12 protein-coding genes are annotated in these 17053 nt (G+C 28.0%); 10 read left to right on the plus strand and 2 right to left on the minus strand.

The genetic code is table 11. From position 1 onward, the window contains the following. Positions 1 to 110 precede the first annotated feature (110 nt). Complete coding sequence (locus RDX53_RS03500) at positions 111 to 701, minus strand: metalloprotease family protein (protein WP_195931830.1); 591 nt, start codon at positions 699 to 701, stop codon at positions 111 to 113. 252 nt (positions 702 to 953) lie between these two features. Between RDX53_RS03500 and RDX53_RS03505 the strand changes: the two genes are divergently transcribed. From RDX53_RS03505 to RDX53_RS03535, 7 genes are all read left to right on the plus strand, one after another. Next, entirely contained in the window at positions 954 to 2744 is a 1791-nt protein-coding gene (locus RDX53_RS03505; protein ID WP_195931829.1) for an aminopeptidase P family protein, read from the plus strand. 463 nt (positions 2745 to 3207) lie between these two features. Beyond that, the gene (locus RDX53_RS03510; RefSeq protein WP_195929821.1) at positions 3208 to 5187 is read left to right on the plus strand and encodes a fructose-1,6-bisphosphatase; all 1980 of its coding nucleotides are present in this window, start codon (positions 3208 to 3210) and stop codon (positions 5185 to 5187) included. Positions 5188 to 5436: 249 nt separating this feature from the next. Continuing rightward, positions 5437 to 7044, plus strand: a complete 1608-nt coding sequence (locus RDX53_RS03515; protein ID WP_295732966.1) for a Na/Pi cotransporter family protein — start codon at positions 5437 to 5439, stop codon at positions 7042 to 7044. A gap of 163 nt (positions 7045 to 7207) precedes the next feature. Next, on the plus strand, positions 7208 to 8293 hold the full coding sequence (locus tag RDX53_RS03520) for a hypothetical protein (RefSeq protein ID WP_195929819.1): 1086 nt from the start codon (positions 7208 to 7210) through the stop codon (positions 8291 to 8293). Positions 8294 to 8547: 254 nt separating this feature from the next. Beyond that, entirely contained in the window at positions 8548 to 9762 is a 1215-nt protein-coding gene (locus tag RDX53_RS03525) for a carboxylate--amine ligase (RefSeq protein WP_195929818.1), read from the plus strand. A 13-nt stretch (positions 9763 to 9775) separates the two neighbouring features. Further along, on the plus strand, positions 9776 to 10489 hold the full coding sequence (locus tag RDX53_RS03530; protein ID WP_195929817.1) for an aspartate/glutamate racemase family protein: 714 nt from the start codon (positions 9776 to 9778) through the stop codon (positions 10487 to 10489). Between the two features lie 37 nt (positions 10490 to 10526). Further along, complete coding sequence (locus RDX53_RS03535; RefSeq protein WP_295675572.1) at positions 10527 to 12032, plus strand: UDP-N-acetylmuramoyl-L-alanyl-D-glutamate--2,6-diaminopimelate ligase; 1506 nt, start codon at positions 10527 to 10529, stop codon at positions 12030 to 12032. Between the two features lie 154 nt (positions 12033 to 12186). Here the strand turns inward: RDX53_RS03535 and ychF are convergent, their stop codons facing one another. Next, complete coding sequence (ychF, locus tag RDX53_RS03540) at positions 12187 to 13284, minus strand: redox-regulated ATPase YchF (RefSeq protein ID WP_195929815.1); 1098 nt, start codon at positions 13282 to 13284, stop codon at positions 12187 to 12189. A 228-nt stretch (positions 13285 to 13512) separates the two neighbouring features. Here ychF and RDX53_RS03545 point away from each other — a divergent pair, with 228 nt between their 5' ends. From RDX53_RS03545 to RDX53_RS03555, 3 genes are all read left to right on the plus strand, one after another. Next, complete coding sequence (locus RDX53_RS03545; RefSeq protein ID WP_295675570.1) at positions 13513 to 14775, plus strand: pitrilysin family protein; 1263 nt, start codon at positions 13513 to 13515, stop codon at positions 14773 to 14775. Between the two features lie 10 nt (positions 14776 to 14785). After that, the gene (locus tag RDX53_RS03550) at positions 14786 to 16087 is read left to right on the plus strand and encodes a pitrilysin family protein (protein ID WP_195929813.1); all 1302 of its coding nucleotides are present in this window, start codon (positions 14786 to 14788) and stop codon (positions 16085 to 16087) included. Positions 16088 to 16269: 182 nt separating this feature from the next. Next, entirely contained in the window at positions 16270 to 17052 is a 783-nt protein-coding gene (locus tag RDX53_RS03555; protein ID WP_295732959.1) for a tyrosine-protein phosphatase, read from the plus strand. Position 17053 lies beyond the last annotated feature (1 nt).

The following is a 17053-nucleotide window of genomic DNA, read 5'->3' on the forward strand; positions in this document are numbered from 1 at the left end:
ATTTGCACACGTTTGTGCCATAAAAATAATTATAAATTATCCATATAAAGATAATATATAATTTATTTAAAATTAAAAAACCATCTTAATATTTAAGATGGTTTTTTAGATTAAGATTTTTTATATAGATAAGCCGTATTTTTATCTTGATTACAATAAAAATACGTATCTTTGTTATTTAAAAAGTAATTAGTTATACCAATATCGCCGTTTGATATTGTAAAATGAAATATATTAAAAATAGAAACTGCTCCCAAATATTCAGGAAAAATTATTGCAATTATTATGCTAAATAATGTAGTAATTGCAAATGGAAATATTGATACAAACATATATTTATTTGAGTTGAGCTCAGTTTTGTCACAAGAGCAAAATATATTTGCCTTGGAAACCATTAGTTTAACATTTCTACAACCAATAATATAAGCGGCAATTAAGTGAAGGAATTGGTGTCCTCCTATAAAAGCCAAGAAAAATACTATTGCAAATCCAAAGTTAATTATTATATGGTGGAGATTTGGCCTTAGTAATATGCTTATTATAAAAAGAATGCACATAATATAAAAAAAGCATTTATATATCTTTGAGATTATAGAGGGAATAGCTAGCCACTCATGTATAAGGTCAAAGCAGTTTGTATAGTCAAACTCCAACACTAATTTTGTATTATCTCCTAAAAAGTTATTTTTTTGTGTTTCCATAATATATCCCCCCTCTAAAAATTAATATAAAATAGTTTATATTAATAAATAAAGACTTCTATATATAAATTATATTCCAGAAAAAAATGATGTTCAAGCAAAGTAATATTAAATTTTAGTAATATATAGAATTGAATTATAGACTATAAAGACCTATTAATATTAAATATTTTAATTGAAAAATAAGTAAATGAAGTATAATATAGAAGAATAATATATTAAATAAATATTTAAGTAGAAAAGAGGGAAAAAATGATAACTGAAAGATTACAAAAATTAAGAGAATCTATGAAAAATAAAGGAATCTCTGCATATATAATTCCTTCTGCAGATTTTCACCAAAGTGAATATGTAGGAGATTATTTCAAGTGTAGACAATTTATTTCTGGTTTTACAGGTTCAGCAGGAACAGTTGTTGTTACTTTAGAGGAAGCAGGGCTTTGGACTGATGGAAGATATTTTATCCAAGCAGAAGAGCAATTAAAAGATTCTACAATAAAATTATTTAAAATGGGAGAACAAGGAGTAGAAACTGTCGAACAATATTTAAACAGGGTATTAAAAGATGGTGATACTTTAGCATTTGATGGAAGAGTACTAAATGCAAAAGAAGGCTATGGATATGAAAAAGAATATAGCGATAAAAATATAAATATAGTTTATGAATACGATTTGATAGATGAATTATGGGCAGATAGACCTTCTATGTCAAAAGATAAAGCGTTTTTATTAGATGTAAAATATGCTGGTGAAAGTATACAAGATAAATTAACTAAAGTAAGAGCTATAATGAAAAAACAAAATGCTACAATGCATATATTAAATTCATTATATGATATAGCATGGTTATTAAATATAAGAGGAAACGATATAAATAACACACCTGTTGTTTTATCTACAGCAGTTATAACTTTAGATAAAGTATATTATTTTGTAGATGAAGAAAAATTAAATGATGAAATAAAAGCTGAATTTAATAAAATAGGAATAGAAGTAAGAAATTACTTTGAAATATACGATTTTGTAAAAACTATACAAAAAGATGAAGTAGTTTTATTAGATGGCACTACAGTAAATTACAAACTTTACAGAAATATACCTTCTAATGTATCAATAATAGATGCACCAAATCCTACATTTATATTTAAAGCAATAAAAAATGAAGTTGAGCTTAAAAATATAAGAGAGTGCCATATAAAAGATGGTGTCGCTATGACTAAATTTATGTATTGGTTAAAAACTAATATAGGAAAAATAAAAATAACAGAAATAAGCGCATCTGACAAATTAGAACAACTTAGAAGAAGTGACAAAGACTGTTTTGATTTAAGTTTCCCGACTATATCAGGATATAAAGAACATGCTGCTATGATGCACTATAGTGCCACAAAAGAAAGTGAATATGAATTAGAACAAGAAGGAATGTTACTTGTAGATTCTGGTGGACAATACTATACAGGGACAACTGATATAACAAGAACGTACATATTAGGAGATATTACAGAAGAACAAAAACTACACTATACATCTGTTTTAAGAGGTATGATAAGACTATCTAAAGCTAAATTCTTATATGGATGCAGAGGGCTAAATTTAGATATTTTAGCAAGAGGTCCACTATGGGATTTAGGAATAGATTATAAATGTGGTACAGGTCATGGAATTGGATTTGTATCGAATGTTCACGAAGGCCCAAATGGATTTAGATGGAAGATAGTACCTGAAAGAAATGACTCTTGTATACTTGAAGAAGGTATGGTTACAACTAATGAACCGGGAGTATATATAGAAGGAAGCCACGGTATAAGAATCGAAAACGAATTAATATGCCAAAGAGGTCCAAAAGTTGGCTTAGATCAATTTATGGAATTTGAAACTATAACATTTGCTCCAATCGACTTAGATGGTGTAAATCCTGAATATATGGATAAATCAGAAATAGTATGGTTAAATAACTATCATAAAGAAGTATTTGATAAAATTTCACCATATTTAAATGAAGATGAAGTTGAGTGGTTAAAACAATATACTAGAGCTATATAAAAATTAAATATATATAACAAAATAGCCATAAGAATATTAGAAGGGGATCTAAGCTTATGGCTATTTCGCATGCATAATGTTTAATTACAATGTTTAATTATATATTTAAAATTATAGGGAATGCTGATTTAATTTATCTAAATATTTATAATATTTTAAATTTATAAATACATTGTATATTAAATCCATATATACTGCAAGAAGAAAGGATTTTTTTTATAAGAAAATTAATTGAAATTGAAAGCTTTTCTTATAACGTGTAAAATTTTGATGTAATATAAATTTATTTTTACAAAGTTGCACAAAAACTTTCAAAATATTAGAAATAATACGACATAAATAAGCATAGAATATACATTAATTCAGTAAAAAACTATAAAGAGTATGCTATAATTTATATAAGAACAGTGGACAGGATAAATTAGATTTAAATTTGTAAAAATATATTAGGAGGAATTTTAATATGAAAATAAATAACATACCGGATGAACAGTTGGAAAGCCAACTTAAATATTTAAAGTTGCTGTCTAAGCAATATCCGAGCATATCGAGTGCAAGTGCAGAGATAATAAACTTAGAGGCAATACTGAGTCTACCAAAAGGGACAGAACATTTTTTGTCAGATTTACATGGTGAATATGAACCATTTGTACATGTTCTAAAAAACGGGTCAGGAGTTATAAAAAGAAAAATAGAGGAGTTATTTGGGAATATTGTTTCAGAAGCTGAGAGAAAAAAACTAGCTACAATAGTTTATTATCCAGAACAAAAGCTAGATATCCTTATAAAGGAAGAAGAAGATTTAGAAGATTTTTATAGAATAACAATTCACAGACTTATAGAGCTTTGTAGATATGCATCTAGCAAATATACTAGATCTAAAGTAAGAAAATTTCTTCCTGATGATTTTAAATATATAATAGAAGAATTACTACATCCAGACGAAAGTAGTACACATAAAGACGGGTATTATAAAAGCATTATAGAAACAATAATAGAAATAGATAGATCTAGAGAATTTATAATAGCTCTATCTAAAGTTATACAAAAACTAGTAGTAGATAGATTACATATAGTAGGTGATGTATATGATAGAGGGCCAAGACCAGATATTATCATGGATACACTTATAAATCACCACAATGTAGATGTTCAATGGGGAAATCACGATATATTATGGATGGGAGCTGCCTCAGGTCAAAAGGTTTGTATAGCAAATGCAATAAGAATATCAGCTAGATATGCAAATTTAGATATAGTTGAAGATATTTATGGAATCAATCTACTTCCTCTAGCTACATTTGCGATGGAAGCATATAAAGATGACCCATGTAGTGAATTTATGCCTAAAGCAGAAGAAGGAAAAGTATCAACTAAGGAAAAATCATTAATAGCAAAAATGCATAAAGCTATCAGTATGATACAATTTAAATTAGAAGCTGAAGTAATTAACAATAATCCTGAATTTGATATGAAGCACAGACTTCTTTTAGATAAAGTTGATTATGAGGCGGGGACTATAAACTTAAAAGGAAAAGTATATAAATTAAAGGATACAAATTTCCCGACTATAGACCCAAAATCACCATATAAATTGACAAAAGAAGAAGAAAATGTAATGGATAAATTAGTAGCCTCATTTAAAGGTAGTGAAAAATTACAAAAACATGTTTCATTCTTATTCTCAAAAGGAAGTATATACTTAATTGCAAACAAAAATATGTTAGTACATGGTTGTATCCCGCTTGATGACAAAGGAAACTTTATGTCTATGAAGATAAAAGGAAAAGAGTATAGTGGTAGAGCATTAATGGATCAAATGGATTCTTATGCGAGAAAAGGATTTTTCTATAAAAAGAGTCCAGAAAAACAATTTGGTATGGATATGATGTGGTACTTATGGACAGGTAAATGTTCTTCATTATTTGGAAAAGATGATATGACAACTTATGAAAGATATTTTATTGCAGATAAAAAAACTCATGTAGAAAATAAAAATCCATACTATACATTGAGAGAAGATGAAAATATATGCAATAGAATTTTTGATGAATTTGGATTAGATTATGAACAATCACATATAATAACTGGACATGTTCCTGTTGAAAGTAAAAAAGGTGAAAGTCCAATAAAAGCAGGTGGAAAAATATTAGTTATAGACGGCGGTTTTTCTAGAGCATATCAAGGAAAAACAGGTATAGCTGGATATACTTTAATATACAACTCATACACACTTCAACTAGTCGCTCATGAGCCATTCTCATCAGCAGAAGACGCAATTAAAAAAGAAAGTGATATATTATCAACTTCAGTAGTTGTAGAAGATATAGCTCGTAGAATGTATGTGAGAGATACTCTTGATGGAGAAAAAATGCAAGAAGAAATATATGATTTAAAAATGTTGCTTTTAGCTTATAAAAAAGGCTTAATTAAAGAAAAATAAATAGATAATATTATACAGTATAAAAATACACCAAATTAGGGAAAATATTTATGTTAACAAAAGTGGTATATAAATTAAAGATTTTTAATCAAAAGTAAACGATTTATATACCATTTTTATACAAATTTTAACGACTATATCATATTTAACATAATCTTAATATTGAATTAACTTTGATTTAGCAAACAAATTTGATTTTTAATGTATTATCAAAAGGAATTAATTTATAAGTCTTAAGGAGGAGCAGACGTGCAAATAGCAATTAGTTTACTAGGTGGCCTAGGATTATTTTTATACGGTATGAATATGATGGGCGATGGACTTCAAAAATCTGCCGGAGAACAATTAAAAAAAATAATTGGATTTTTAACAAGTAATGTAGTAATGGGAGTTTTAGTAGGAGCTGTAGTAACAGGTATAATACAAAGCTCGAGTGCAACAACTGTAATGGTTGTAGGTTTTGTTAATGCAGGTATAATGTCATTATCACAAGCAATAGGTGTAATTATGGGTGCCAATATAGGTACAACAGTTACAGCACAATTAGTATCATTTAAATTAGAAGATATAGCACCTATAGCATTAGGAATAGGTATAATTATATACTTAGCATCAAAAAAACAAAAGCATAAACAATATGCAGAGATATTATTAGGATTTGGTATGTTATTTACGGGTATGGAATTTATGAAAGAAGCAGTAAGTCCTTTAGCGGATTTACCACAATTCAGAGATGCTTTACTTTTCGTTGGTATCCATCCAGTATTAGGAATACTAGCAGGTTTCTTAATAACAGGTATAGTTCAATCATCAAGTGCATCTATGGGGATGTTGATAGCTTTAGCATCACAAGGTATTTTACCACTGAGTGCAGCATTACCAATATTATATGGTGATAATATAGGTACATGTGTTACTTCACTATTATCAAGTTTAGGTGCATCGAAAAATGCTAAAAGAGCAGCAACTATGCATTTAACATTTAATGTAATAGGTACGATACTATTTATGTTTATATTTACAATACCAATAAGCAAAGTTGTAACTTACTTAGATCCAAACAACGTTGCAAGACAAATAGCAAACGCACATACATTATTTAACGTAGTAAATGTAATCGTGTTATTGCCATTCTCAAAATATATAGTTAAATTAGTTTTAAAATTAATACCAGTTACTGAAGATGAAAAACATGAAAACTTAGATGTAAAATATATAGACGATAGAATGATAGAAACACCAAGCATTGCTGTTGGAAATGCATTTTTAGAAATAAAAGAAATGGCTAACTATGCTAAAGAATCTGTACAATATGCAATTGAAGGTATACTAAATAATTCAAGAGAAGAAGTGGAAAAAACTTTTGAAATGGAGAAAAAGGTAAACCAAATACAAAGACAACTTCTTGCATTTTTAGTTAAACTATCAAAAGAATCATTAAATGAGGATGAACGTAACAAAGTTACAAATTTAATATATGCAGTTAACGACATAGAGAGAATATCAGACCATGGTGAAAATATTGCTGAATTAGGTAGAGATTTAATTAATGAAAATCTTAGTTTATCAGAACATGCAGAAGACGAAATTAGAGAAATATATAATTTAGCGATAAATAACTTCACTGACTCTATGAAATGTTTAGAAGAAATTAATTTACAACTTAGAAAACAAGTACATGAAAATGAAAGACAAGTTGATTTATTAGAAATAGGATATAGAAACCATCATCTACAAAGATTAAACGATGGAAAATGTACAGTAGATTCTGGTGTTATTTATTTTGATATATTAAATAACTTAGAAAGAATATCAGACCACTCTAAAAATATAGCTGATTATTCTTATGATATTTAATAAAATTAAATATATATAGATTTTTAAGACCCAATCATTAAATTTTAAAGATTGGGTTTTTTTGGTAAAAATAACAAAATTGTTTCTATAGTAAAATAGTAATTTTATGTATAATATAAATAGAATGATAATTTGTGGAAAATGAAAAATAAGGGGAATTTATATGAAAAAAAGTAAAGTATGTAAATACTGTGGGGAAAAATTAGAAATAACCAGTGATAGATGTTTGGCATGTGGAAAAACACAAAAAAATTTCATCAAGAGAAACCCCGTATTTATAGGGTTTATTATAATTTTAATATTAATATTGATTTCAATAGGAATTATATTGATAAATATAAACTCTAAAAGTAAAAATAATGATTCATCAGAATATCTTGGATTACAAAACTTCTTAGGTGATTTTTGGGAGGATATATCTATTTCATCAGATGAATTAATAGAAGAATATGAACGTAGTGAAAAAAATGCAGATTTAAACTATGACCAAGTTTTTTTAGAACTTACGGGTAAGGTAAAAAAAGTAGAAGAATTGGATGATAGAGTACTTAAAGTTGAGCTAGAAACTAAAAAAAATAGTCAATATAAGATATATTGTAGATTTGATCAAGATGAAAATGAACATTATGATGAGATAAAGCAATACAAACAAGGAGACGATATTACATTAACCGGAAATTTAGTTAGAGATAATAAAACCATAACTATGGAATATTGTATCTTAGGAGATTGGGAAACATACTATGCCTTTGACAATACATTTAATATAGACTTAGACTTAGACGATGTATTAATAGACGCCAGAAAAGAAGATAAAAGCATAGAATTAAATAGTAAAAATATAATGTCATTTGATAGTGATATATTAGACTATGGATACACATATGAAGATATAATTGATTATATTTCACAAATTTCAGATGATGAAATTAAGATAACAGATATAAGTGAAAAATCTAGCTTAAAAAATAGAACTATTACTATGAAAATAAATGAAAAAGAAGTTAGCGTAAATTTAAGCAAAGATAATACTTGTTTTGATGAGAGTTTAGTTTATCAAATTAATAAAGTTTTAGAAGAAAGTAAATCAGAAAAATTACTTTATTATGCAGATATGGACTATGAAGATTTTGCAATTGTAAATATTGCATACTCAACTCAAAGTGATATAAATAAATTAAATAAAGTAATAAGTAAATCAAACTTAGATATGAAGCAATTTAAAAAAGATGAAATTGAATCAATATAAAGCTTAAAAATAAAAATATGACAAAGCATATAAATTGTGTTTTGTCATATTTTTTTGTCACAAAATGCGATAAATTATAAAAAATAAAATTAACAAATGTTAAATAATTTATCCAAATAAATCTATATTAAAACTGTTAAAAATAACGATTTCCAAGCGCTTCGTTCTTTGACATATCAATTAAAATAAAGTATAATACCATTGTATAAAAATGAAAGAAAATAAATTAAAATGAAAAATAAGAGGTGGACTAATTGAATAACGTAAAAATTCAACCAGTATTGGTTGGTGGAGATATAAATTGTTACTCTGTTGCAAGAGCTTACCATGAAGCATATGGAGTAAAATCAATAGCATTTGGAAAAATCCGTATAGGAGCAACAAATCACAGTAAAATAATCGATTACAGAGAAGGAACGACTATAGAAGACGAAGAAGCTTTCTTAAAAAGATTATTAGAATTACCAGATCAAGAAGCAGAAGAAGGTAAAGTATTTATCATACATGGATGTAAAGATGAATATGCTGAATTTATAATCGATAATAAAGAGATACTTTCAACAAAATATATAGTTCCATATATAGATAAAGAATTAAAAGACAAATTAATCGAGAAAGACTCTTTCTACCAAATATGTGAAGAGTACAATCTTAACTACCCAAAAACACACGTATTTAACAAAGGTGATGAAGTAGTAGATTTCGGATTTAACTATCCAGTAATCTTAAAAGCATCAGACAGTGTTACTTTCTTCCAACATGAATTCCCAGGAATGAAAAAAGCATACATTGTGCAAGATGCAAATGAATTCAAACAAATAACTGATGAAATATATTCACATGGATATGAAAAATCTTTAATAGTACAAGATTTTATACCAGGTGATGACTCACACATGAGAGTTTTAACTTGTTATTCTGACCAAAACGGAAAAGTAAAAATGATGTGTTTAGGACATGTTTTACTTGAAGAACATACACCAAAAGGAATAGGAAACCACGCAGCTATAATAACTGAATATGACGAAGAAGTAATGACTAAATTCAAAAACTTCTTAGAAAGCATAAACTACACTGGTTTCTCTAACTTCGATATAAAATACGATACAAGAGATAATACTTACAAAGTATTTGAAATAAACTTAAGACAAGGTAGAAGTAACTACTACGTAACTGGTTCTGGAAACAACATAGCTAAATATGTAGTTGAAGATAGAGTTGAAAATAAAGAATTAGAATTAAAAATACAAAAAGAACCTTTCTTCTGGAGAGTTATACCAAGACATGTAGTATATAAATTTGTTAAAAATAAAGATTTAGTAAACAAATGTAAACAATTAGCTTCAGAAGGAAAAGAAGCAACATCATTTGGATATAAATACGATTTAAGCGGGAATATTAAGAGAAGTTGGTACATCTTCTTATACAGCATAAATCAAATCAGAAAGTTTAATAAATACTGTAAATAAGAATGGTGATAATATGGAAAATATAACTGCAGGAGTAATGGGCGGTCTAGGGCCTATGGCATCTGTTTATTTCTACAAAATGGTAGTGGATATGACTGATGCTAAAACTGATCAAGAACACGTAGACATGGTAATTACAAATAGAGCAACTACACCAGATAGAAGTACATACATTTTAGGCAAAAGTGATGAAAATCCAGCTGATGTACTTATTAGTGATGCACAAAAATTAGAACAATTCGGTGTAGACTTTATAGTAATAACTTGCAATACAGCACATTATTTTTATGAGAAAATAAATAAAAGTGTAAATATACCAGTTCTTAGCATTGTTGAAGAGACAATAAAATATGCTAAAGAAAATGGTCATAAAAAATTAGGTATTATGGCTACAACAGGTAATATTAAAACTAAATTATATCAAGAAATGTGTGAAAGATTTGATATGGAGTATTTCGTCTTTGATGATGAAAGACAACAGCAAGTCATGGAGATAATTTATGACGATATAAAAAGTGGAAAACCTGCTGATATGAATAAATTTAATAAATTGGTAAACCATTTAAAAGAAAATGGATGTGATGGAATAGTACTTGGTTGTACTGAGTTATCTATCTTAAAAAACGACAACAATTTAGGTAATGACCTATATATAGATTCATTAGAAGTATTAGCAAGACAGACTATTATAAAATCAAATAGAAAAGTAAAAGAAATATTTGTTTAAGAATAATTATTAAATTGATGAAACTATAGGAGGACATATGGTTAAATTAACTAATGTATTAGAAGGTATTTCTTTTACCTCTAATACTGATTCAAAAGATTTTAATGATATTGAAATAGTAGACATAGCTTATAGTTCTTTAAAATGCCAACCAGGATATATGTTCGTTGCTCTTAAAGGAGAAACAGTAGACGGACATAAATATGTCTTTGATGCATATTCAAGAGGAGCTAGAGTCTTTGTATTACAAGATGATATAGAAATGGCAGATGACGCTATAAAAATAATAGTTGAAGATACTAGAATAGCTTTATCTAAAATGTCTGCAAATTATTTTGGAAATCCATCAAAATCATTAAAAATAATAGGTGTTACTGGGACAAAAGGTAAAACTACAATTACAAACTATATAAGTGAAGTTTTAAACAGAGCGGGAATAAATACAGGTGTAGTAGGAACTAATGGTACTTTCTACAACAACATATCAGAAACTACAGTGAATACAACTCCTGAAAGTTATGAACTTCATAGAATATTTAGAAAGATGTTAGACAGTGGAGTAGAATGTGTTTCTATGGAGGTATCTTCTGGTGGGCTTCAAAGACATAGAGTAGAGCATGTTGATTTTGATATTGCTATATTCACAAACTTATCACCAGACCATATAGGACCAAAAGAACACCCTACTTTTGAGAATTACTTAGAATGTAAGGCTAAATTATTTACATTAGCTAAGCATGGAATAATCAATATAGATGATAAATATGCAAAAGACATAATAGACATTGCAACTTGCAATATCGAAACTTTCGGTATAGAAAAACAAGCTGATGTAATGGCTACTGAAATACAATACTCAAAAGACTTAGATTCACTAGGTGTAAACTTTGTCTGCAAAACTAAAGAATCTAATGATGATTATTATATATGTTCGCCAGGAATATTTAGTATTTACAATGCATTAGCTGTAATATCTGTTTGTAAATATTTAGGTGTTAAAAAAGAAATAACTAGAAAAGCCCTAACTGAAGCAAAAGTTTGCGGAAGGGTAGAGGTTTTATCTGCATTACCTTATGCAACTATAATTATAGATTATGCACATAATGGAGTTAGTTTAGAAAATATATTAAAGACACTAGAACACTACGACCACAAAAGACTTATATGTCTATTTGGTTCAGTTGGCGGAAGAACTGAAATACGTAGAAAAGAATTAGGCGATGTTGCTGCAAAAGAATGTGATTTAAGTATATTAACATCTGATAATCCAGACTTTGAAGATCCTGAAAAAATAATAGATGATATAGCTAAATCATATGATGATAAAAGTAAATATATAATAGAGCCAGATAGAGAAAAAGCTATTCAACTAGCTGTTAGAATAGCACAAGAAGGCGATATGATAGTACTTGCAGGAAAAGGACACGAAACATACCAATTAATAAATGGTGTAAAAGTTCCATTCTCAGAAAGAGATATAGTAAGAGAAGAAGCTAAAAAAGTACTTGCAAGTCGTGCGCAAGAAGTTATGGTTCACAACTAATAAAAAGCTTACAGTATGGATATCCATATTGTAAGCTTTTTTAATATATAAAGTTATATAAATATAATTTTTATAAAAAAAGCATAGCCCAAAAGCTATGCCTTATAAACTTATAAAAAGATAATAGTTATCTTTTTATAAGTTAATATTTATCTTATACGTTGAATCTGAAGTTAACAACGTCTCCGTTTTGCATTACGTAGTCTTTACCTTCAAGTCTTACAAGACCTTTTTCTCTAGCGTTTGCAACACTTCCACATTCAACTAAATCATTGTAGTTTACTATTTCAGCCCTGATGAATCCTCTTTCTATATCACTGTGTATTTTACCAGCAGCTTGTGGAGCTTTTGTTCCAACTTTTATAGTCCAAGCTCTAACTTCTTGCTCACCAGCAGTTAAGAATGACATAAGTCCTAATAATGAGTAAGATGATTGGATTAATTTATCAAGACCTGATTGTTCAAGTCCAAGAGTTTCTAAGAATTCTTTTTTCTCTTCATCAGATTCAAGTTCAGATATTTCCGCTTCTATTTGAGCACAAACAACAACAACTTCAGCATTTTCAGAAGCAGCGAATTCTCTAACTCTAGCAACGTATTCGTTGTTAGCACCTTCATCAGCTAAATCATCTTCTGAAACGTTAGCAGCATATATAACTGGTTTAGAAGTTAATAAGTTTAAGCTGTTTACGAATTCTTGTTCTTCTTCAGTAAAGTCCATAGTTCTTACTGATTTACTTTCTGCTAAAGTAGCAGCTATAGAATTTAACATTTCTAATTCACCAGCAAGTGATTTGTCAGATTTTAAAGCTTTAGTAGTTTTAACTATTCTTCTATCTAATATTTCTATATCAGATAATATTAACTCTAAGTTTATAGTATCGATATCTCTTATTGGGTCAACTGAACCGTCAACGTGAACAACGTTTGAATCTTCGAAACATCTAACAACGTGTACTATAGCGTCAACTTCTCTTATGTGAGATAAGAATTTATTTCCAAGACCTTCACCTTTTGAAGCTCCTCTAACAAGACCTGCGATATCGCAGAATTCTATAGCAGTTGGAACTATTTTTTTAGCGTTATTTAATTCTTTTAATACGTTTAATCTTTCGTCTGGAACTGCAACAACACCTACATTTGGCTCTATTGTACAGAATGGGTAGTTTGCTGATTCTGCTCCAGCTTGAGTTATAGCATTAAATAATGTACTTTTACCTACATTTGGTAAACCTACTATTCCTAATTTCATTATGATCTTCCTCTCTTTTATATAAAAATTAATTATTTTTCTCAATAATTTTAGACATACATCTTGTATTATACATCATAACTACGATATATGTAAACAATTTGACTTTTGTATATAATAGTAAAAATAAAGAGATAATATAAAAGAATGATTAAATAAAATAGCAAATATGATGAAGATAAGGTATTATTATATAGGATAGTTAAAATAAGGAAAAGGAGCTAGTACATGAAAAATTTAAAGACATTAGAAATAGGGAAAAATGTAAAACTTACATTAATCCCAGAAAGTAAATTTAAGACAAATTTAGTAAGTGTATATATACTTAGAGAATTAGATAGAAAAGAAGTTACAAAAAATGCTCTGCTTCCAGGCATTTTAAAAAGTGGTTGCGATAAATATAAAACACTTGGTCAATTGACAAATAGAGAAGAAGAACTATACGGCTCATATCTAAATGCTGGAACATCAAAACGAGGAGAACATCAAGTTTTAGGATTTAGTATATTAGGTGTAAATGAAAAATATTTAGACGAAAAAATATTAGGTGGTTGTATAGACCTATTAAACGAAATAATAAATAATCCTCTAATAGTAGATGGTGGATTTAGTGAAGAATACCTAAAAATAGAAAAAGAAATATTAAAAGATTCTATAATGGGTATCATCAATGATAAAGGTACCTATGCAATGAAACAAGCTAGTGAAATTATGTTCGAAGGAGAACCATACGCTATAAGTGGGAAGGGTTATATCGAAGATTTAGACGATATAAATGGAGTAAACTTATATCAACATTATAAAAATATATTAAAAACTTCTCCAATAGAAATAATAATCGAAGGCGAATTTGATGAATCAGAAGTAGTAGAATTAATAAAAGAAAGATTTACATTCGATAGAGGAGATATAATAGATTTACCAAAAGAAGAATTCTATAAAGAAGTAGACGAAGTAAAAGAAGTAAAAGAAACTATGGACATAGCACAAGGTAAATTAGTTATGGGTTATAGATGTAATGTTGATTATCTTGACGAAGAGAGATACTATAGCCTTCTTTTAGGTTCTAGAATATTAGGTGGAGGCGCTGATAGTAAACTATTTGTAAATGTAAGAGAAAAAGAAAGTCTTTGTTATACTATTTACTCTACAATACAAAAAAGCAAATCTACAATGATGGTTTGTTCAGGAATAGAAGCTGAAAACTATGAAAGAACTGTTGAATTAGTAAAAGAGCAAGTTCAAAAATTAAAAGACGGAGATATAACAGAAACAGAAATTGCAAATGCTAAAATTGCATTTATAAATTCTTTAAATTCTTTAAACGACGAAATAGGAAGACTTTCAGATTTCTATTTCTCTCAATCAATAGCAAAAAATAAAAGTGACTTAGATGAGATAAAAAATATGATAAATAAATCTACAAAGGAAGATATAGTAGATGCTGTAAAAGATATTCAACTAGATACTATATACTTCTTAAGTAAATAGGGAGGGCATAATGGAAAAGATAGTCAACGAATTGTTAAAAGAAGAATTATATTATGAAAAATTAGAAAATGGATTAGATGTGTACTTTATGCCTAAAAAAGGATTTACTAAAAAGTATGCTGTTTTAGCTACTAATTACGGCTCAAATGACTTAGAATTTATTCCTATAGGAGAGAGTGAACCTATTAGAGTAAACGAAGGTATAGCACATTTCTTAGAGCATAAAATGTTCGAACAACCAGATGAAACAGATGCATTTGGAAAATTCTCAAAATGGGGAGCTAATGCCAATGCATTTACAAACTTTACAACGACAGCGTATTTATTTACAACAACAGAGAATTTTTATGATTGTCTAGATCATTTATTTGATTATGTGCAGACACCTCATTTTACAGATGAAAATGTAGAAAAAGAAAAGGGAATAATTGCCCAAGAAATAAAAATGTATGATGATGACCCAGGCTGGAATGTATCATTTAACGCAATAAAAGCAATGTATGTAAACCACCCTGTTAGAGTAGATATAGCTGGAAGCGTAGAGAGCATATACAAAATAACGAAAGAAGAACTTTATAAATGTTATAATACATTCTACAATCCAGGAAATATGGCTTTATTTGTAATTGGTGATTTAGAACCAGAAGAATTATTTGATAAAGTAAAACAAGCAAATAAATACGACATGGCAAAAATGGAAGAAGAAATAACTAGAATATATCCAGAAGAGCCTACAACAGTTAACCAAAAAGAAATAATAACTCAGGCGCCTATTTCAATACCTATCTTCAATATAGGATTTAAAGACGATAAAGTAAATATAAAAGGAAGAGAACTACTTAAATACGAAGTAATGACAGACATATTAAATGAAATGTTATTTAGACGTGGTAGTGAAATATATGAAAATCTATATATGAAAGGCCTTATAAATAGAAGTTTTGGAGCAGGATTTACTTCACAAATCGATTACGCATTTACAACAGTTGGAGGCGAATCAAAAGATCCAAAACAAGTAAAAAAAGTTATATTCGAGTATCTTGATATGTATAAAAAAGAAGGATTAGATAGAGCTACCTTTGAAAGAGTTAAAAAATCTTCTATAGGTAATTTTATTAAATACTTTGATTCTTTAACTTTCATTGCAAACAACTTTATCTTCTACAAATTTAAAGATATAAACTTATTAGATTATGTAGAGGTAATAAAAGAAGTTACATTTGAAGAAGTACAACAAAGACTAGAAGAACACTTAAGAGAAGATAACTGTGTAATATCTATTGTAGAGCCTATTGATAAAGAAAATAACTAAATAAAAACATTGAGTATAAAATCTACAATATAAATTACAAATTATAAAAATAAAAGTTGTAGGAGATATCTTCTTACAACTTTTGTTTTTTAGAATACATACGAAATATTTATTTTTAAGCTATAAACTGATATAATAACATTTGTATTCAGATAGCTTACTTTAAAAAGGGGGATTTTTTTATGATAGACGTACATTGTCACATACTACCAGAGGTTGATGATGGAGCTGAATCTATGCAACAAGCCATAAATATGGCAAAAATAGCACAAGAAGAAGGAATCAGCAAAATGATTGCAACTCCTCATTATCATCCAGAATTCAAATATGAAAAGGGTGAGGAGTTAAAAAGAATTCGTGAGAGATTTAAAAAGGAATTAAAAGAAAATAATATAGATATAGAAATATATTTAGGAAACGAAATTTATTTTACATATGATTTAATGGATAAGATTTCAGAACTAGACTTTTATTGTTTAAATGATAGTAAATATATATTAATAGAGTTTCCGCCTAATAATTTTCCTAGCAACTTATGCAATATTGTTTATGAATTAAAACAACAGGGATATACACCAGTATTGGCTCATGTAGAGAGATATATGCAAATTCATGAGGATCCAGAGATAATTTATGATTGTATAAAAACAGGTGCAATTATTCAAATAAATAGCTCAAGTCTTATAGGAAAACAGGGTAAACAATTCCAAAAAATATGTGATCTTTTAATTAGTAGAAATATGGTTCATTTAGTTGCGACAGATGCCCATAGTGATACAAGAAGACGCCCATTATTGAGAGAGGCATATGAATATGTTGAAGATAAATGCTCAAAATCTATGGCAGAAAATCTATTTAAAAATAATGCTCAGTGTATCTTAGACAATAAAGATATTATTGTAGAAGAGCCACTAGAGAAACCAATAGAAAAAGTAAGTTTATTTAGTAGAATATTTAGAAGATAAG

This window comes from uncultured Intestinibacter sp., from assembly GCF_902468165.1.
Lineage (GTDB): Bacteria > Bacillota > Clostridia > Peptostreptococcales > Peptostreptococcaceae > Intestinibacter.

Excerpts from the sequence above, each read along its gene's own strand:
- RDX53_RS03500 (WP_195931830.1), bottom strand. The coding sequence starts at position 701 with ATGGAAACACAAAAAAATAACTTTTTAGGAGATAATACAAAATTAGTG.
- RDX53_RS03505 (WP_195931829.1), top strand. The coding sequence starts at position 954 with ATGATAACTGAAAGATTACAAAAATTAAGAGAATCTATGAAAAATAAA.
- RDX53_RS03510 (WP_195929821.1), top strand. The coding sequence starts at position 3,208 with ATGAAAATAAATAACATACCGGATGAACAGTTGGAAAGCCAACTTAAA.
- RDX53_RS03520 (WP_195929819.1), top strand. The coding sequence starts at position 7,208 with ATGAAAAAAAGTAAAGTATGTAAATACTGTGGGGAAAAATTAGAAATA.
- RDX53_RS03530 (WP_195929817.1), top strand. The coding sequence starts at position 9,776 with ATGGAAAATATAACTGCAGGAGTAATGGGCGGTCTAGGGCCTATGGCA.
- RDX53_RS03535 (WP_295675572.1), top strand. The coding sequence starts at position 10,527 with ATGGTTAAATTAACTAATGTATTAGAAGGTATTTCTTTTACCTCTAAT.
- ychF (WP_195929815.1), bottom strand. The coding sequence starts at position 13,284 with ATGAAATTAGGAATAGTAGGTTTACCAAATGTAGGTAAAAGTACATTA.
- RDX53_RS03545 (WP_295675570.1), top strand. The coding sequence starts at position 13,513 with ATGAAAAATTTAAAGACATTAGAAATAGGGAAAAATGTAAAACTTACA.
- RDX53_RS03550 (WP_195929813.1), top strand. The coding sequence starts at position 14,786 with ATGGAAAAGATAGTCAACGAATTGTTAAAAGAAGAATTATATTATGAA.
- RDX53_RS03555 (WP_295732959.1), top strand. The coding sequence starts at position 16,270 with ATGATAGACGTACATTGTCACATACTACCAGAGGTTGATGATGGAGCT.